The sequence below is a fragment of the Jutongia sp. SJQ-6 genome (genome assembly GCF_054161275.1).
In genome coordinates this window covers 1,639,293-1,659,297 of the sequence record NZ_CP195314.1, presented here as the reverse complement: position 1 = coordinate 1,659,297, position 20,005 = coordinate 1,639,293, and the positions used below count along the sequence as shown (strand labels likewise).

Genomic DNA, 20,005 nt, shown 5'->3' with positions numbered 1-20,005 from the left:
GAACTTTGATAGTGTTATCCTATGGATGAAGAGTTATGATCATGGAGGACAGAAAATATGACAAAAAATGTATTGGCGTTTGATCTTGGGGCAAGTAGCGGGCGTGGTATGCTGGCACGGTTTGACGGTGAGAAGATCACCTTGGAGGAGGTCCACCGTTTTCCGCATAATTTCAGCATGTTAAACGGTCATGCCTACTGGAATTTACTGCATTTAATGGATGAGATGAAGAATGGACTGCGTAAAAGCGGCAAAGATCTGTCCGGTGTCGGCTTTGACACTTGGGGCGTGGATTGTGGCTTTTTGTCGCGGGAAGGAGATCTGCTTGCTATGCCGGGCAGTTACCGCGATCCGGGACTGGATGACGCCAATATGAGGGAGGCACTGATCGCACTGCATCCAAATGGACAGACCGGAGAGTCAACGATCGGTGCGCTGGAAGCGGCTGTTTTGGATGGCGAAAAATATGCATTTGGACAGACCGGAATTGCCAGTTTGGCATATAATACGATTTATAAATTATATTATATGAAGAAGCACATGCCTTCCATCTTAGAACAGACGGACACGATCCTAATGATGCCGAACCTGATCGAATATTTATTTTCCGGTGTGAAACATACGGAATATTCAATTGCCTCGACATCACAGCTCTATAATATGGAGCAAAAATGCTGGGCAAAGCCATTGCTCGACAAACTGCAGTTTGATCCGGGCTGGTTTACAGAGGTGGATCTTGCAGGGCGGGATCTGGGAACTCTGCGTACAGATGTTGCGAAAGAGACAAAACAGCAGGATCTGCATATTATATCCGCACCGGGACACGATACTGCGTGTGCGGTGGCGGCGGTTCCGGCAGAGGAAGAACAGTATACATTTTTGTCCAGCGGCACATGGTCTTTGATGGGTATTTCCTCGAAGACGATGCTTACAGGGGATAACATTATACGCGACAAGATCTCCAATGAGGGAACGAGCGATGGCGGTTATCGTCCAACGGTAAATATTATCGGCTTGTGGATGCAGCAGGAGATCAGACGTAATTTCACGGCAGAAGGCAGAGAGTATACATTTCCGCAGCTGGCAGAACTTGCGGCCAAGGAGAAGCCGTTGCAAAGCTTTATAAGACCGGATGATTTTATGCAGCCGGGAGACTATCCGACTAAGATTCGGGAATACTGTAAGCAGACCGGACAGCCGGTACCGCAGACGGATGGTGCCTTGGTTCGCTGCATTTTGGAGAGCCTGGCACTTAAATACAAGCAGACGTATTTGTCCCTGAAACCATATATTACGTGGGAAGAAAAGTTATATATTGTAGGCGGTGGCGTGCAGAACGAGTTGTTAAATCAATATACAGCAAATGCACTTGGCATTCCGGTAATTACCGGGGCGAGCGAAGCCACAGCCGTTGGCAATGTCATGGCACAGTTTAAGGCACTCGGCTGTTATGACACGGCACAGCAAAAATGTGATATACTGGCAGCGTCGTTTGATACGAAAACGTATTTGCCACAGGAGCAGGAAGCTTGGCAGGAAGCATATGGCAAATTTGAACAATTAATGGAGGACTAGAATGGAGACAAGATTAAAGACAGTAGAAGATTTTAAGATTCCGAAAGCGTATACTTTACAGAAGGCAGAGTACGTGAAAGAGCTTGACAGTTTTGCGTTGGTGTTAAAACATAATTTGAGTGGCGCGCGAATTTTGGTATTCAGCAATGAGGATGACAATAAAGTATTCAGTATTGGTTTTCGTACACCGCCAAAGGATTCGACCGGCGTTCCACATATCATTGAGCATACGGTATTGTGCGGATCCAAGCATTTCCCGGCCAAAGACCCTTTTGTAGAGTTGGTAAAGGGCTCGCTCAATACATTCCTAAATGCCGTGACCTATCCGGACAAGACATTATATCCGATTGCAAGCTGCAACGACAAAGATTTTCAGAATCTGATGCATGTATATATGGACGCCGTATTTTATCCAAATATATACGAGCATGAGGAAATTTTTAAGCAGGAAGGCTGGCATTATGAATTAGAGTCTCCGGAGGATGACATTACGTATAATGGTGTTGTATATAATGAGATGAAAGGTGCATTTTCATCGGAAGAAAGCGTGTTAGAGCGTTATGTAATGAATAGTTTATTCCCGGATAATACGTATGGCAATGAGTCCGGTGGTGATCCGCGCGACATTCCGAATCTGACGTATGAAGATTATCTGGACTTTCATAGACAGTATTATCATCCGGTCAACAGCTATATCTATCTCTATGGAGATATGGATGTCACAGAGCGCTTAGAGTGGATGGACGCTAATTACTTAAGCAATTTCCCGGCGATCACGATCGATTCGCAGATCCCACTGCAAAAGCCATTTGCTGAGCACAAAGTGTTAGAAAAGAAATATGCAGTGGCTCAGGACGCAGATTGCAGTGAGAAACATTATTATGCTTATGGTGCGGCGCTTGACATTACATTGGATGTCAATACGTGCAAAGCGTTCGACGTATTGTCTTATGTGTTAGCACAACAGCCGGGCGCACCTCTCAAGCAGGCATTATTGGATGCAGGTATCGGTACAGACGTAGACGTGGATTTCTGCGACATTATGCGTCAAAGTACCTTTTCGGTTTATACCAAAAACGCAAAACCGGGTCTGCGTGATAAATTTGCAGAGGTGCTACGGGCAACATTGCAGCAGCAGGTAGATCAGGGGATCAACCGCAAAGATTTGGAAGCGGCGATCAACGGTATGGAGTTTAAAGACAAAGAAGCGGATTTTGGTTCTTATCCAAAGGGACTGCTGTATGGAATGAAGCTGCTTCGTACATGGCTCTATGACGATGAGATGCCGTATGATGCTTTGCAGTATGAGGGCTGCTATACCTTTTTGAGAGAGCAGATCGGAACCGGATATTATGAGCAACTGATCAAGAAGTATCTGTTAGACAATGAGCATGCAGTATGGGTGGAGATGATTCCGGAGCCGGGACTTTCCATTCGCTTAGAGCAGGAAACAGCTCAAAAACTGCAGGAATATAAAGATTCTCTAAATGAGGAGCAGATCACACAGTTGATCGAGCAGACGAAAGCGCTGAAACGTTATCAGGAAGAGCCATCTCCAAAGGAAGTGCTTGAAATGATCCCAATGTTGTCCAGAGAGGACATCAAAAAGACGATTCAGCCACTGCATAATACGATGAAAGAATTGCATGGTGTGCAGACCTTGCATCACGAGATCCATACCAACAATATTGTATATCTGCAAATGTTGTTTGATGCAGATGCGTGCAAAGATTATATGCCGCAGATGAGCTTTTTGACAACATTGTTAGGTTATATGGATACGAAAGAGCACAATTACCGCGAGTTTGATACGGAAACCAACTTTTATACCGGTGGTATTTCCACGGATGTGGGAGTATACTGCGAGGCAGGTAAGAGTGACGTATATAGTGTGAAGTTCTCCGTAACGACAAAAGTGCTTACTGACAAGTTAGCGCATGCACTGCGGCTGATCGAAGAGATGTTATTTGATACCTCTTTTGATGATGAAAAGCATCTTCGTGAGGTAGTTGCAGAAAGCCGCTCCCGTTTGAAAGTGCAGTTGATGGCGAGCGGACATCAGGCGGCAGCGGGAAGAGCGATGGCAGCAGTGTCTGAGAGTTCTTATGTCAACGACCGTGCGGTTGGTATGGGATATTATCAATATCTGGTACAGTTAGATGAGCATTTTGAAGAAGAAAAGGAGCGATTGATCACAGGCTGCAGACAGTTGCTGCATATGCTTCTTCGCAAAGATAATATGTTGATCTCCATCACGGGTGGAGAAGAAGAGTATCGTGCTTTGGAGCAAGAGATCGGTTCATTCTTAGAGCGCATTGATGCGTTCCAAGCTGCGGATAGCAAAGCATCTAACGCTGTCTTGTCTGTATTTGGTGGTGAGCGAAAACGTGTTTCGGAGGCGTTTTCCACACCGGCAGAGATTCAGTATGTTGCGATCGCCGGCAAGTTTGATAATGTCAAAGAAGTCAATAACGGCGCTTTACAGGTAGTGCGACACTTGCTAAATTACGATTATCTCTGGAATCAAGTCCGGGTGAAAGGTGGCGCTTACGGTGTAGGATGCCGCTTTAACAGGGAGCGGGAGGGATATTTCACATCATACCGCGATCCAAATCTGTCAGCAACGTTAGAGGTGTATCGCCATGCAGCAGAGTATTTGGAACAGTATGATGCGAAAGAGCGTGAAGTAACCAAAACGATCATCGGTACGATCAGTGGTATTGATACACCGCTCACACCATATATGAAGGGAAAACGTTCTTTGTCTGCATATTTGACCAATGTGACCGAAGAAATGATGCAGAAACAGCGTGATCAGGTGCTTAACTGCGATATAGAGGATATTCGACAGACAGCAGACGTTGTGCGAGAAGTGATCCGTGATGGCGTGATCTGTGTAATCGGTAATGAGAAGAAAATTGCCGAGGAAGAGAAGCTGTTTGAGAGCATAGAGCCATTGCAGTAAGAGAGCTTTGCTTGTTACCACAGAAAGAGAGGACAAGATGAACAATTATAAATCAGGGTTTGTTACTTTGATCGGAAGACCAAATGTTGGAAAATCAACATTGATGAATCGGTTGATCGGACAGAAAATCGCGATCACCTCCAACAAACCACAGACAACGCGCAATCGGATCCAGACTGTCTATACGTGCGATGAGGGGCAGATCGTATTTTTGGACACACCGGGTATTCATAAGGCAAAAAATAAACTGGGCGAATACATGGTGTCCGTTGCCGAACGCACTTTGAAAGAAGTAGATGTGATTCTGTGGCTGGTTGAGCCGAGTACGTTTATTGGTGCCGGTGAGCAGCATATTGCCGAGCAGTTGCGCAGCGTAAAGACGCCGGTATTTTTGGTCATTAATAAGATCGATACCGTTGAGAAAGCGGAAATTCTTAAATTCATTGCGGCATACAAAGATATTGTGGATTTTGCGGAAATTATTCCGGTATCCGCGCTCAAAGGAGAAAATACGGATGATCTGTTGCAGGCAATGATGAAATATCTGCCCACAGGGCCGCAATATTATGATGAGGACACGATTACGGATCAGCCGGAGCGACAGATTGTTGCGGAAATGATCCGAGAGAAAGCACTGCGCAATTTGAGCGATGAGATTCCACATGGCATTGCCGTTGCAATAGATCGGATGCACGAGCGTCCGAATGGCAGTATTATTGATATCGATGCGACGATCGTATGCGAGCGCAATTCACATAAGGGAATCATTATTGGTAAACAGGGTGCCATGCTCAAAAAGATTGGATCACAGGCGCGTGCCGATATGGAAGCTTTGCTGGACTGCAAAGTGAACCTAAAATTGTGGGTTAAAGTCAAAAAAGATTGGCGAGACAGTGATTTCCTGATTAAAAATTTTGGCTATCGAAAGACAGATTACGAAGATCTTTAGGCAGAAAGTTCGATCGATGTAAGAGTGATTACGAGATTTTTTCGACTTATTAGCAAGTCGAAATCTCTTGGGACGGCAATAGTTTCCAGAATAGAGAGCCCATGAAATCACCATGCTAATAGAAAGACTTAAGAAAGGCATGGTGAGAAGATGAAGTACCAAGATCAATGGGAGCAATTTGAAGAAACAGGAAAAGTAGCAGATTATTTGGCATATTGCAGACAAGCAGGACAGATGAGTGCCGGAAATATAATGGATGGCAGTGCATTAGGGATGGCAGTGGCCGAAAATGTCATGTGGAGTGGCAGTGTGAGAAACGCCGGTGAAGGAGACTGGGATCGTGGCGACAATGGGACACCACAGGAGGTAGCAAAACATGCGGGAGACGATAACGGTGACGGGGATGATCTTACAGACATCACCGCTGAAAGAGTACGATAGGCGGGTAGAGATACTCACCAGAGAACGAGGAAGAATATCGGCATTTGCACAGGGCGCGAGAAGACCAAACAGCGCCCTGTCTGCCTGTACGATTCTTTTTACCTTTGGTACCTTTACGCTCTATCCCGGCAGAGATTCTTACCGCCTGCAGAGTGGCTCCATTCAGACGCAGTTTGGAGAATTGGCACAGGATTACGATGCATTATGTTATTGTTCCTATTTTGGAGAAATGGCGCGATATTTCACCAGAGAAGGTGTGGAAGCTTCTAGGGAGCTTATGTTATTATACGTTACACTGCGCGCTGTCATGCATGGCAAAATGACACTTCCACTCGTCCGCGTGATCTATGAACTGCGTCTTATGTTGATTGAGGGCGAGATGGTGGAATTATTTCAATGTCTGCATTGCGGCACGAAAGAAGTCAACACCGTTTATTTGCAAGCGGGGGGATTGCTTTGTCCGGCATGCGCTGCCAAGGATAAGACGACAAAAGATGCCTATCCGATACAGTTAAGCTCCGATGCACTCTATACTCTGCAATACATATTGACCAGTGAATGGAGCAAACTTTATGCGTTCGGTGTGTCCGAGGAGGTTTTGCGCGAACTCACACATTTTATGAAACGTTATCTTGGCAGATATCTGCCACATCAATTCAAATCAGAAGCATTTCTTAAACAAATCTTAAGGAAATAGCACATTGAATCTTAAAAAACATTTTCCTATACTATTCTTAGGCACTGCTACCTGTGTACAATGCGAATACCGTATAGGAGGGATAGGTGTATGAAAAAGAAAATGATCTGTCGTTATTTGGGAGACAAAAAGGCCTCTGCAGATATCTACAGAGCCGAAGAATCGGCGGATAAGAGGACTAAGCCGTAGTCTGCCAGCCAGCAGAAAATGATGGAAATAAAACTGGAAATATGGCATGATGCAGGAAGTTGAAGCTCTTAAAACTATTCAAGAGTTCGTCTGCTCATATTTTTTCGAAGAACAATTTACACTATCTTATGCCAATAAATATCTTGTGCTTACAAGTTGTATATGTTATAATAAAACTAGTTGTTTGAAATTGTACTTTCAAAAGAATGTTTGAACAAGATTTCATATTATTTTTTAATAACATAAAACAGTGTTGGCTTATTGATAATAATGTTTGGGCGTAAGAACAGATCTTTTGGATTATGCGAAAAATGGGCAGCATACTGATTCCTAAATGTTTTATTATGGATAAGTTATATTCTGTAAAACAAGTTAAGAATAGCTATAAAATATAACTAAATAATTCATTAAATATATAAGCGTAGTTGGTTAAGAAGTGATATAGATGCTTATGTTAATAGTTAATATATTCAATGATATTTAAAAAGTAAGATGGAATTATTAATGCTATAATGTGACAAATACATAAAGGAGGTAAAAATAAAGTCATAAAAGCATAATAATAAATAATATGGTACAGATAATTTTATCAATTTAAAATACGGAAGGGAGTTTCGATATGAGAAAAATCAGAACAATGTTAGCAAGTGTAGCTTTGGCGGGATGTTTAGTGGCGTCTCCTATTACGCAGGTGCATGCAGCCACCTCAGACACATAGTCAATTAAGTATATTCCGCATGTGCCAAATGGAATTAGTAATCAGGGGGATGTGTTATGTCTTGGTTACTATAGTGGTGGTTATATTGGAAACTGTAAAAAAATATCAGGAGAAAATGGTCGGAGATTAACGATTAAATCCAATTCGAATGGCGGAATGAATACGATTGATGTGACAACTACAGGAAAAACTAGAGCGTGGAAAATGAAAAAAAGTTCGACTGGAGATGTAAAATTCGTAGTTTTAGCTCATTATGATTATACATGTACATCGACAGGTGTTATAAAATTACATAAATAGCTAAAGATTTGTTAGAAGACATTCAAGAACAATAGCACATCGATAGCGATATATAATTGCTGTCGATGTGTAAATAAGGAGAAGGGTATGAAAAAGAGAATTATTGGTTGCTTGCTGATCACATCGATAGTATTATCAGGGTGTAGTTTATGGAAACCTAAAAACACGGAGGATGACAGAAAACCGATGGAACAAAATTCGGCGGAATTTGATTGGGGAAACTATCAAAAAGCAATTTATCAGGATAGGACATTGATTAAAGAATGCAATGCTAATTATCAGAAAGACATTTCAGCTATTAAACAAAAAGAAAATAAAATGTTAGACTTTTCAGATTGCAAATTTGAACCGATCGATGAAGTGAAAAGTGTTTCGGTCTTGCAGGAACAGATATTAGATGTCACACCGGAACAAAGCGTTAATACGATAAAACAATGGTTAAAAGATATTCATAAGGAAGACATTAATACAGATAAAGAAATTCGAGATGCGAGTGGACAATATCCAAATAATGATGTCGACGAGAATACAGATTCATCAGATTATTGGCCGGCAGTGGCTGATCATTATCCGGATTTTAAGACGGGAAGTGGTTTTTTTATTAATACCAATCAATGCCATATACAGATGGGTGCAGGGATTTATTCGATGAGTGACGGTGCTATCACTCGATATTTAGGCACGAATGGAATGGCTGGTTTGGATGCACTGGGATCTAATAGCGAAGATGTGAAAGCGGAAGGTTTTGTATCTGAAATGAAGGATCAATCTTGGGAGCTGTTATCAGGGAAGGTAACAGTTGACGAAGGTGCAAAGATTGCAAAAAGATATTTTGAAGAAGGAAAATATTTTCCTGTAGCTCAAGGAGTAACGATAGATGTACCGGAAGTATCGGTATTTGCGTTAAAAAACAAGTATGGATATGATTATGCAATTCGTCGCAAATACGAGGGGATTCCGTTTGCGTATGGAGATTATGGACAACGTAATCTTTATGACGGGTATCAGGTGTCCCCAGATGTAAAGCATGCATATGTTGTGAATGATCAGACAGTCAGTGCATATGTCGGTCAGTCTGAGTCCGATTCGTTAAAAAAAATAGGGAAAGAACAGGATTCTATTATAGATTGTAAAAAAGCTGTCTCTATTTTGCAAAAATCGATGGCGACGGAACTTAAAATAAATGTAAAAAGAGTGGCTTTTGTATATTGTAACTGTGCTTTTGGTGAAGAGCAAAACGAGACTTCGGATTATTATGCTTTTCCGTGTTGGGAATTTCAAGGGGAAAATAGCAATAACCAAGAGTATTTGCATCTTTATGTCGATGCGTTGACAGGGGCCGTGTATATGTATGGAAATCAGATAGAGCAGTAGTAATTTGTGTATCAAATATTAAGCGCATGGCCGTTTGATATGTATACTTTAAAGATATTAGGAAGTAGGGGAAAGAAATTATGAATAAGGTGGTAGTTGAGTGCCGCAAAATAGGGTATTCTGCGATAGGCATGTTTTCTATTTTGATCATTATTATTAGCTTTCTGCTTGGCTCTTGTTATATGGATAGCGATTACAGATCCTATACAGTGATCGAAATGTTCTTTTTGCCAAAGAGACAGGAAGTGCTGTCTAATATTGAAATGAATTGGTTGACTATTTGGGCGAATAGTATAAATGGATGGGTCCCGTTAATTCTTCCGGCAGCATTAAGTATTGGATATCTGTTTGTATTATCAGAGGAGCGGGAAAGCGGTGCGTTAAGGCAGTTGCTTTTGCGGGAGAACGACAGATCTTATTGCATATCTAAAGTGATTGCAGCAATGCTGGCCGGTGGAATTACTTTACTAATTGCGAATATTGTATATGGCATCATATGCTATGCGGCATTTCCATCTTTATCATGTTATCCCGCAGAAGATGTTTCGGAATATATAGCAAGTCAATTTTCGGAGGGAATTCCTGTGTTTGTTATAAACTATATTATAAAAACATTTTTGTATGGAGTTCTTATGAATATATTTGCGGTGGTTTTATCTATTTATATGACGGATAAATATATTTTGATCTGTTTGCCGATGATGATTCATTATGGTTGGAAACAGTTTATTACCAGAGGTCAAATGGTGGCAATGGAACGAGACGGTAATATATTAAATCAATTGTTGTCTATGGCGAATCCAAGTAATATCTTGATTCAAAAATGGGATAAAACACAAGTTGGAACAATTGGTCTAATGCTCTTTATGTATATAATTGCAGTGTTTTTGTTTGTTCGCAAAATGAAAAAAGGGAGGGGTCAGGCTAGTGTGGCATAAATTGTATGGAGCGTGGAATGTTGCTTGTATGGAGTATAAGAAACTGATTCGAAGTACAAAGATGATTATTTTGGCGATGTTTTTGATTTTTGTCAATATTCAGATTATAACTCCACTGAAACAGTGCGCAATTGATATGGATGCAAAGTTATCATATTTCGAGCCATTTATTGCGGCTGGAAATTCCGGAATGGTTTTATTGATCTTGCCGTTATTTTATTTAACGATGATGGCAGATTATCCGCAAGAAGATGAATCCACCAGATTTTATCGCATTCGATGCACAAAAGTAATGTGGGTAGGCGGGGAATTGATTTTTGCCAGTATGAGTGCAGTGTCGTTTGCTATATTTTCAGTTGTTTCAACAGCAATATTGATCATTCCAAAGGGACAATGGATTTTTCATTTTAGCGATGCGACTACAAAATATCTGTCTGTGTATCCTGATCGAACAGGAGATGCAGTGGTGCAGCTATTACCGATTAATTTATATAATCAGGTGACCTTGCCGGTTGCTGTGCGAGAGACGTTATTATTGCTTGTGTTGTATTTTTTTCTATTAGCACTGGTATTACTTCTGTCCTCTTTGTTTGGTCATAAAGGGATTGGAATTATAATGGATGGTTTTCTGGTGGTAGGAGGAACGATTCTGTGTGCTGCCAGATCGCAAATACAGTGGTTATTTCCTATGGCGCATACTATTCCTTGGCTGCATTATTCGGAGTATTATCGTAAACAGGTGTTTCCGATCATAGGATCCTATTTGTATTTTGTAGCAATAGATATAATACTGATTTTGCTTTGTTTGACAGTAGGAGTAAAACATCGAAAAGTATGAAAACAGGTGTGGAAGAAAGGAATAAAAGATTAGTATGATAGAAGTACAGAATGTGACGTTACAGATTAAGGGAAAAACGATCCTGTCAGACGCCAATCTGACGATGGAGGAGGGAAGGATCTATGGATTGGTTGGTAACAACGGCAGTGGCAAAACGATGTTAATGAAATGCATCTGCGGGTTTGTTTTACCGACAAAAGGGGCAGTTTTGTCAAATGGTAAGAAAATTGGAAAAGATATGGATTATTTACAGGATGCGGGAGTGATCATAGAAACACCGGGATTTATCAGTTATTATTCTGGCCTTAAGAACTTAAAGCTGCTTGCAGGACTGAACGGCAAAAAAGACACGGCGCATCTTAGCCGTGTCATGGAACTGTGCGGTTTGGATCCGGGACTGCGACTTCCTGTTCGAAAGTACAGCTTAGGAATGCGGCAGCGTCTCGGCATTGCACAGGCGATTATGGAAGATCAAAAATATTTGATCTTGGATGAGCCAATGAATGGTCTTGACAAACAGGGAGTAGAGGACGTCCGCAAGCTGCTGCTTCAACTAAAGGAACAGGGCAAATTGATCCTTATCGCCAGCCATAACAAAGCGGATATTGATATTTTATGCGATGAAGTATATGAAATGGAAAGCGGCACGATGAAGAGAATTGTGTAATTAATAAGCGTTATGTTGGGTGTATAAACGTGTGTTAGTAAAAAAAGTGAACTTTCGTGCAGAAGTTAGCGAGAAGTGATTCTTACTTGCAATAATTGTCTTGAGATGGTATATTTTTGTATTAGAATGTGCTTGCCGTGTATTAAGCCGGATGGCAGAATTCATGAGGGAGCATGACACAATATACAGGAAAGAGGTTTCATTATGGAAAAGACTATGGACAAGATTGTGGCATTGGCAAAAGCAAGAGGATTTATTTATCCGGGTTCAGAAATATACGGCGGACTTGCGAATACATGGGATTACGGTAACTTAGGCGTTGAGCTTAAGAATAATGTAAAGCAGGCTTGGTGGAAGAAATTTATTCGTGAAAATCCTTACAATGTAGGTATTGACTGCGCGATTCTGATGAATCCTCAGACATGGGTGGCATCCGGTCATTTGGGAAGCTTCTCCGATCCGTTGATGGATTGTAAAGAGTGTCATGAGCGTTTCCGTGCAGATAAGGTGATCGAGGACTACATGGCAGAAAATGGCATTGCAATAGAAGGCAGTGTTGATGCATGGTCTAACGAGCAGATGGAAAACTATATTAAAGAAAAAGAAATTTGCTGTCCAAGCTGTGGCAAGAAGAACTTTACGGAGATCCGTCAGTTCAACCTGATGTTTAAGACATTCCAGGGCGTTACTGAGGATGCGAAGAATACCGTATATCTTCGTCCGGAGACAGCACAGGGTATTTTTGTAAACTTTAAGAATGTACAGCGTACATCTCGCAAGAAGATCCCATTTGGTATTGGACAGATCGGAAAGTCTTTCCGTAACGAGATCACACCGGGTAACTTTACATTCCGTACACGTGAGTTTGAGCAGATGGAGCTTGAGTTCTTCTGTGAGCCGGATACGGATCTGGAGTGGTTTGCATATTGGAAAGAGTTCTGTATTAATTGGCTGAAATCTCTTGGCATGAAAGAAGGAGAGATGCGTGTAAGAGATCACGAGAAAGAGGAGCTTTCTTTCTATAGTAAGGCAACGACCGATATTGAGTTCCTGTTCCCATTTGGATGGGGCGAGCTTTGGGGTATCGCAGATCGTACGGATTACGACTTGACACAGCATCAGAATGTATCCAAAGAGGATATGTCTTACTTTGATGATGCGAAGGGCGAGAAATATATTCCATATGTTATTGAGCCATCATTGGGTGCTGATCGTGTGGTACTGGCATTCTTGTGTGGTGCATACGATGAAGAAAATATCGGTACAGAGGAGAAACCGGATGTGCGTACAGTACTTCATTTCCATCCGGCTTTGGCACCGGTTAAGATCGGTGTACTTCCGCTTTCTAAGAAGCTTAGCGAGTCTGCGACAAAGATTTACGAAGAGCTTTCTAAGACCTACAACTGCGAATTTGATGACCGTGGAAATATTGGTAAGAGATATCGTCGTCAGGATGAGATCGGAACACCATTCTGCATTACTTACGATTTTGATTCTGAGGAAGATGGTGCAGTTACCGTTCGTGACCGTGACACGATGGAGCAGGAGCGCGTGAAGATTGCAGATCTTCCGGCATATTTTGCAGACAAATTTGAGTTTTAAGGACTACTATCGTGAAAGATGTTTTGGTGAATGGATCGAAGTCCTGATAAATATAAGGGCAGCGTAAGTATCGCTGCCCTTTTTTGAAAATATCGAAGTATGATACAGAAGAAACGGAGGTTTGCTATGAGTAAAACATATTATGATACGCCGCTGTGGGACAGTTCACTGTCCATAGAGGAGCGCTTGGATTATTTGTTGTCAGAGATGACCTTGGAGGAAAAGATACAGAGTATGGGAACCGGCAATCCCGAGATCGAACGGCTGGGCGTTCCGGCCTTTCAAGTAGGTGGAGAAGCTGCACATGGCGTGCAGGCGCGTCATGATCAAAAATTTGATGATAATGAGCCGGATCTCACAACGATTTTTCAAAATCCTATTGGCATGAGTGCTTCGTTTGATGAAGAGTTGATCCGGAAAGCAGGAAAAGTTGTCGGAACAGAGGTGAGAGGACTGTATTCCAGAGAACATAAAGGCAGTCTTAGCGTGTGGGCACCTACGATCGATATGGAGCGCGACCCACGTTGGGGTCGTACGGAAGAAGCATATGGAGAGGATCCGTTGCTGACCGGAAAAATGGCAGGAGCCTATGTCGAGGGATTGCAGGGAGAGGATGATCATTATCTGCTTACGGCGGCAACCTTAAAACATTTTTATGCTAATAATGTGGAGGAAGGGCGTGTTTGGAAGTCGTCGACCGTTTCTCCAAGAAATAAATGGGAGTATTATTTGGAACCATTTCGTCAGGTGATCGAAGAGCATGGGGCAGAGGCGTTGATGACTGCATATAATGAGATTAACGGCGTGCCGGGAATGCTCAATCCGGAAGTGCAAAGAATCCTAAAAGATCAGTGGGGACTGCATCATGTCGTATGTGATGGTGGAGATGTTTCACAGACGGTGGATTTCCATCACTACTATGCAACACATGCAGATACGATCGTAGGAGGTTTAGCTGCCGGTATTGATTGTTTCACAGACAGCGAAGAAATGGTTTGGAACGCAGTGCGTGAGGCATTGGAAGATGGCAAGATCACGCCAGATGATCTGACGCCGGCACTTCGCTGCCATTATGGAACGCTGATCCGCTTGGGATTTTTTGATGCCAAAGGGGAGAATCCTTATGCATCCGTAGGGATGAAAGATGTTGGCACCAAAGCAAATCAGGCAGTCAGCCGAAAGATGGCGACAGAGGGAATGGTGCTTCTTCAAAATAAACAAATGCTGCCACTCGACCCGGAAGAAGATATCGCAGTGATCGGACCATTGGCAGACGTATGGTACAAAGACTGGTATTCCGGAATACCGCCGTATTTCGTCACACCACTGGATGGAATAAGAAGTCAGAGCAATGTGGCATTTGAACGTGCGGCATTACAGGCACATATTGGTATGGCAGATGGCAGCTATCTTGGCGTAGACAATGGCGGTGTAGTTTGTCGTGCAGATTTCGAGCATGCGGCACTCTTTGAATTGGAATGCTGGGACGATGAGCAGGTGACGATCCGTTTTGTGGAGAACGGTAAGTTGCTTACTGTGGAAGATGATTTTGCAAAAGGACAGGAAGGACTTGTCACAGCCAGCAAAGATGAGCCGTTTGGGTGGTTTGTTAAAGAAATTTTCCATCTTACGAATGTACAGACGGCAGAAGCTGCTATTACAGAACAGCATGGTATTTGTGCGGATGTCAGCATTAGTGCATGGAATGGAGCGGCACTTTGCTTTGATGAACTTGGGCGTTTGGGCGTAGCAAAGAGAGAGGATCAAGTGCTAGATGACCGCATCGGCGTAGCCGGTACAACGGATCAGCATAGTGTGGAGCAGACCGCCGGACTGCCGATCGTGATCGAACGGGTACGCAGTGGGCTTCAGGAAGCCAAAAAGCTTGCGGCATGTTCCGGCAAGGTGGTATTGGTTCTGGGAGCAAATCCAATGATCAATGGGAAAGAGGAGATTGACCGTAAAGATCTTAATTTACCGCCATATCAGAGCCGCCTTCTCAAAGAGATCACGGATGTCAATCCAAATGTTGTGCTGGTGCTGATAAGCAGTGTGCCATTTGCCTTGGACTGGGCAGCGAAGAATGTTCCGGCTATTCTGATCAGTGCAACCGGAAGCATGGAGATTGGCAACGCACTTGCAGATATATTGTTTGGTCAAGAAAGCCCGGCAGGACGTCTGCCAATGACGTGGTATTCTGAAAAAGCGGAATTGCCGGATATGGATGATTATGACATTATACAAGGGGAACGTACCTATCAGTACTACAACGGCAAGCCGGTTTACGCATTTGGACATGGTTTAACATACGGAGAGATCCGCTATGAAAAGATGACTGTCAGTCGTGACATGGCAGAATTGTTTGTCAATGTAACAATTAGTAATAATGGTAGATATACTACGGACGAAGTTGTACAGATTTACGGACACAAAGTGCAGTCGGCTGTCAAACGTCCGCATAGACAACTTATTGATTTTAGGCGCGTTAAGCAGATCAGACCGGGAGAAAAGCGTACAGTAACGTTCCATATCCCACAGGATCGCATGAAATATTTCGATGTCATCAGCCGTGAAATGGTATTGGAAGACGGAATGTACGAAATCTATGCCGGGGCATCCAGCGCAAATCTGCCGCTGCGGCAGGAGATTTCTTTGCGGGGAGTCACCCGTGGTGTTCGCCACGCTGGAGAACCGATTTATGCAGAGTATTTCGACACATCGTCAAATGTGGAACTGATTGAAGGAAATCCGATTGCGTCAAGGACAGATGTATGGATTCCGGCAGGAGATGTCAGCCTTGCCACACCGGATCGCCGAGATTGCGAAATGACATTGACGTTTGCTGACACAGAGCTGCCAACGGGAAAAAATAATGAAATCTGTGTAACGGTGCAGGAATGGCCGGAACGTAAAGCACCTTGGGTGGTTCGTGCATTAGTTGATGGACAGGAAATAGCAGTATTCCAAAGTGGAACGCGTTTAACGCGGCGAAATACCGGGGAAGAACTCGGGACAGCGGAGCAGACTGCAGGAAAGCTTGGCGAAGAGTTTTCTTCAGCGGAGCAGGCAGCAGAAATGGCAAGACACTTAAATGGAAACTGTGTTCCTTATACTGCGTATACCAAGGGAGTGAAGCTTCCTGTTGATCTGCATAAAACATGCGAATTAACGTTGCAGGTATCCGGTGACGTCGCGATTCGCAGCGTGGTTTTACAGCCGGAAACCATAAAAGGGAATGACTATTTTAAGTAGTAGGAAGGAGTAAAAAAATTATGGAAGAAACAGGAATGAACTATTTATGGAGTGCGCGTAAGCGCAATGCATTAGGTCTGCCTTGGACATTCACAAAGTATGCATTTACAGAAGATCGTTTGTTTGTGACAACAGGATTATTGAAAACAGTGGAGGACGAGGTGCGTTTATATCGTATTTTGGATATATCGTTATCTCGTACGCTGCTGCAGAAAATTTTTGGGATGGGAACGATTGCAATATCATCAGCGGATAAGACTATGGGTAATTTTAATCTGGTCAACGTCAAAAATCCGGTACAGGTTAAGGAACAGCTTTCTAAATTGATCGAAGAAAACCGTGACAAAAAACGTGTTACGAACCGTGAATATATGCATGACGATCTCGAAGACGATGATGAGCAATAATCGGAAGCCAACGTGAATTAGACGGGAGCAAACGTGAAACAACAACAGATCATAAGAATTTTATGAAAAAAGACAAAAAAAGACGGATTTTATCAAAAAAGGTCTTTTCATAATGACAGCAAGTATGTTATACTAAGCAGTAGCGATAAAGTGAACTATGGGCAAATTCTGCCCATTCGCAACAAATATTATATTAGGAGGTAACTTGACAATGGCAAACAAATGGGTCTATATGTTTAGCGAAGGCGACATGACTATGCGTAACTTGCTTGGTGGTAAGGGTGCTAACCTTGCTGAGATGACAAGCATTCTTGGTGCAGACGTAATCCCTCAGGGATTCACTGTTACAACTGAGGCATGTACACAGTACTATGAGGATGGCCGTAAGATCAACGATGAGATCATGGCACAGATCATGGACGGTGTTAAGAAGATGGAAGAGATCAACGGAAAGAAATTCGGTGATGCTCAGAATCCATTGTTAGTATCGGTTCGTTCCGGTGCTCGTGCTTCTATGCCTGGTATGATGGATACAATCCTTAACCTTGGTTTGAATGATGATGTAGTAGCATCCATGATCGCTGGTAACCCAGATCCAACATTCGAGCGTTTTGTATATGATTCATACAGACGTTTCATCCAGATGTTCTCTGATGTCGTAATGGAAGTTGGTAAGAAATATTTCGAGCAGCTCATTGACAAGATGAAAGAAGAGAAAGGTGTTCAGTACGACGTTGAGTTGACAGCAGCAGATCTTAAGACGCTGGCTGAGCAGTTCAAAGCTGAGTACAAGAACCAGTTAGGAACAGATTTCCCATCTGATCCGGTAGAGCAGATGAAATTAGCAGTAGAGGCAGTATTCCGTTCATGGGACAACCCTCGTGCAAATGTATATCGTCGTGATAACGATATCCCTTATTCTTGGGGTACAGCAGTTAACGTAATGCCTATGGTATTCGGTAACTTGAACGATGAGTCTGGTACAGGTGTTGCATTTACTCGTGACCCTGCAACAGGTGAGAACAAGTTGATGGGTGAGTTCTTGAAGAACGCACAGGGTGAAGATGTAGTAGCCGGTGTTCGTACTCCAATGCCAATCGCTCAGATGGAGCAGGAGTTCCCAGAGGCTTATAAGAAATTCTTAGAGGTATGTGAGACACTTGAGAATCACTACCATGATATGCAGGATATGGAGTTTACGATCGAGAACAAGAAGCTTTACATGCTTCAGTGCCGTAATGGTAAGAGAACAGCTCCAGCTGCTTTGAAGATCGCTTGCGATTTAGTAGATGAAGGACATAAGACAGAGGAAGAGGCAGTAGCAATGATCGATCCTCGTAACTTGGATACACTGCTTCATCCACAGTTCGATGCTGCAGCACTTAAGTCTGCTACACCAATCGGAAAAGGTTTAGGAGCTTCTCCTGGAGCTGCTTGCGGTAAGGTTGTATTTACAGCAGAAGATGCTGAAGAGTGGAACGCTCGTGGAGAGAAAGTCGTATTAGTTCGTCTTGAGACTTCTCCAGAAGATATTACAGGTATGAAGGCATCCCAGGGTATCCTGACAGTTCGTGGTGGTATGACATCTCATGCAGCCGTAGTTGCTCGTGGTATGGGTACATGCTGCGTATCCGGTTGTGGCGATATCAACATGGATGAGGAGAACAAGAAGTTCACATTGGCTGGACAGACATTCACAGAGGGATCTGAAATCTCTATCGATGGTACAACAGGTAACATCTATGCAGGCTTGATTCCTACTGTAGATGCTCAGATCGCTGGTGAGTTTGGCCGCGTTATGGAGTGGGCTGACAAGTTCAGAACATTGAAGGTTCGTACAAACGCTGATACACCTGCAGATGCTAAGAAAGCTCGTGAGCTTGGTGCTGAGGGTATTGGTCTTTGCCGTACAGAGCATATGTTCTTCGAGGAAGACAGAATTGCTGCATTCCGTGAGATGATCTGCTCTGATACTGTAGAAGAGAGAGAAGCTGCATTGGAGAAGATTCTTCCATATCAGCAGTCTGACTTCAAGGCTCTTTATGAGGCACTTGAGGGTAACCCTGTAACAATCCGTTTCTTGGATCCACCTTTGCATGAGTTCGTTCCTACAGAGGAAGCTGACATCAAGAAACTTGCTGATGCACAGGGCAAGAGCGTAGAAGAGATCAAGGCTATCATCGACAGCCTGCATGAGTTCAACCCAATGATGGGTCATCGTGGATGCCGTCTTGCAGTCACATATCCTGAGATTGCTAAGATGCAGACAAAGGCTGTTATCCGTGCAGCAATCGAAGTTCAGAAAGCACATGCTGACTGGGCAGTTAAGCCGGAGATCATGATTCCTCTTGTATGTGAAGTAAAAGAGTTGAAATATGTTAAGAAGGTAGTAGTAGAGACAGCTGATGCTGAGATCGCTGCTGCAGGCGTTAAGCTTGACTATGAAGTTGGTACAATGATCGAGATCCCTCGTGCAGCACTTACTGCAGATGAGATCGCTGCAGAGGCAGACTTCTTCTGCTTCGGTACTAACGATTTGACACAGATGACATACGGATTCTCTCGTGATGATGCTGGTAAGTTCTTAGATGCTTACTATGATGCTAAGATCTTCGAGAACGATCCATTTGCTAAGCTTGACCAGACTGGTGTTGGTAAGTTGATGGAGACAGCTATCAAGTTAGGTAAGCCGGTAAACAACAAGCTTCATGTTGGTATCTGTGGAGAGCACGGTGGAGATCCTTCATCCGTAGAGTTCTGCCATAAGATTGGTTTGGACTATGTATCTTGCTCACCATTCCGTGTACCGATCGCTCGTTTGGCAGCAGCTCAGGCGGCTATCGCTAACAAGTAATTAGAAAATCTTTCTAAGATTCTATGAGATATTGATATAAATCAATAGACATCTCTTGTCAGCCCCACATAATGTGGGGCTGATATTTATATAATTCCTAAAATGATCCCTAAAAAAATAAAAAAACAGTTTCGACGTTGATATCTGTCCTATAGCCTCAAATCTGTGTCCCAGGATAGAGAAGATAAGACTGTTCCGGTCCCAATCTCTATCCTACAGCCATAATTCTACGGGTTAGG

The 20,005-nt window shown here is 43.0% G+C and carries 13 protein-coding genes; all 13 read left to right on the top strand.

What is annotated here, in order from left to right:
- The first annotated feature begins 57 nt into the window (after positions 1-57).
- The 13 genes from ACSAJE_RS07560 (at position 58) to ppdK (ending at position 19,766) form a co-directional block, all read left to right on the top strand.
- Positions 58-1,575, top strand: coding sequence for a rhamnulokinase (locus ACSAJE_RS07560; RefSeq protein WP_458008723.1), 1,518 nt, complete (start codon positions 58-60; stop codon positions 1,573-1,575).
- Position 1,576: 1 nt separating this feature from the next.
- A complete protein-coding gene (locus ACSAJE_RS07555; protein ID WP_458008722.1) occupies positions 1,577-4,540 on the top strand; it encodes an insulinase family protein in 2,964 nt (987 codons plus the stop codon).
- A 37-nt stretch (positions 4,541-4,577) separates the two neighbouring features.
- Positions 4,578-5,489: a GTPase Era gene (gene era / locus ACSAJE_RS07550; RefSeq protein WP_458008721.1), complete on the top strand. Its 912-nt coding sequence runs from the start codon at positions 4,578-4,580 to the stop codon at positions 5,487-5,489.
- Between the two features lie 150 nt (positions 5,490-5,639).
- A complete protein-coding gene (locus tag ACSAJE_RS07545; RefSeq protein ID WP_118690584.1) occupies positions 5,640-5,930 on the top strand; it encodes a hypothetical protein in 291 nt (96 codons plus the stop codon).
- Complete coding sequence (gene recO, locus ACSAJE_RS07540) at positions 5,866-6,627, top strand: DNA repair protein RecO (RefSeq protein WP_458008720.1); 762 nt, start codon at positions 5,866-5,868, stop codon at positions 6,625-6,627. Before ACSAJE_RS07545 ends, recO begins: the two co-directional genes overlap by 65 nt.
- Before the next feature lie 1,294 nt (positions 6,628-7,921).
- The gene (locus ACSAJE_RS07535) at positions 7,922-9,208 is read left to right on the top strand and encodes a hypothetical protein (protein WP_458008719.1); all 1,287 of its coding nucleotides are present in this window, start codon (positions 7,922-7,924) and stop codon (positions 9,206-9,208) included.
- Between the two features lie 80 nt (positions 9,209-9,288).
- The gene (locus ACSAJE_RS07530) at positions 9,289-10,146 is read left to right on the top strand and encodes a hypothetical protein (RefSeq protein WP_458008718.1); all 858 of its coding nucleotides are present in this window, start codon (positions 9,289-9,291) and stop codon (positions 10,144-10,146) included.
- The gene (locus ACSAJE_RS07525) at positions 10,136-10,984 is read left to right on the top strand and encodes a hypothetical protein (protein WP_458008717.1); all 849 of its coding nucleotides are present in this window, start codon (positions 10,136-10,138) and stop codon (positions 10,982-10,984) included. Before ACSAJE_RS07530 ends, ACSAJE_RS07525 begins: the two co-directional genes overlap by 11 nt.
- A 34-nt stretch (positions 10,985-11,018) precedes the next feature.
- Positions 11,019-11,651, top strand: coding sequence for an ABC transporter ATP-binding protein (locus tag ACSAJE_RS07520; RefSeq protein ID WP_458008716.1), 633 nt, complete (start codon positions 11,019-11,021; stop codon positions 11,649-11,651).
- A gap of 204 nt (positions 11,652-11,855) precedes the next feature.
- A complete protein-coding gene (locus ACSAJE_RS07515) occupies positions 11,856-13,253 on the top strand; it encodes a glycine--tRNA ligase (RefSeq protein WP_022025311.1) in 1,398 nt (465 codons plus the stop codon).
- A 126-nt stretch (positions 13,254-13,379) separates the two neighbouring features.
- On the top strand, positions 13,380-16,505 hold the full coding sequence (locus ACSAJE_RS07510) for a glycoside hydrolase family 3 C-terminal domain-containing protein (RefSeq protein WP_458008715.1): 3,126 nt from the start codon (positions 13,380-13,382) through the stop codon (positions 16,503-16,505).
- Positions 16,506-16,525: 20 nt separating this feature from the next.
- The gene (locus tag ACSAJE_RS07505; RefSeq protein ID WP_022025309.1) at positions 16,526-16,912 is read left to right on the top strand and encodes a PH domain-containing protein; all 387 of its coding nucleotides are present in this window, start codon (positions 16,526-16,528) and stop codon (positions 16,910-16,912) included.
- A gap of 211 nt (positions 16,913-17,123) precedes the next feature.
- Positions 17,124-19,766, top strand: a complete 2,643-nt coding sequence (ppdK, locus tag ACSAJE_RS07500) for a pyruvate, phosphate dikinase (RefSeq protein WP_458008714.1) — start codon at positions 17,124-17,126, stop codon at positions 19,764-19,766.
- Positions 19,767-20,005: the final 239 nt, after the last annotated feature.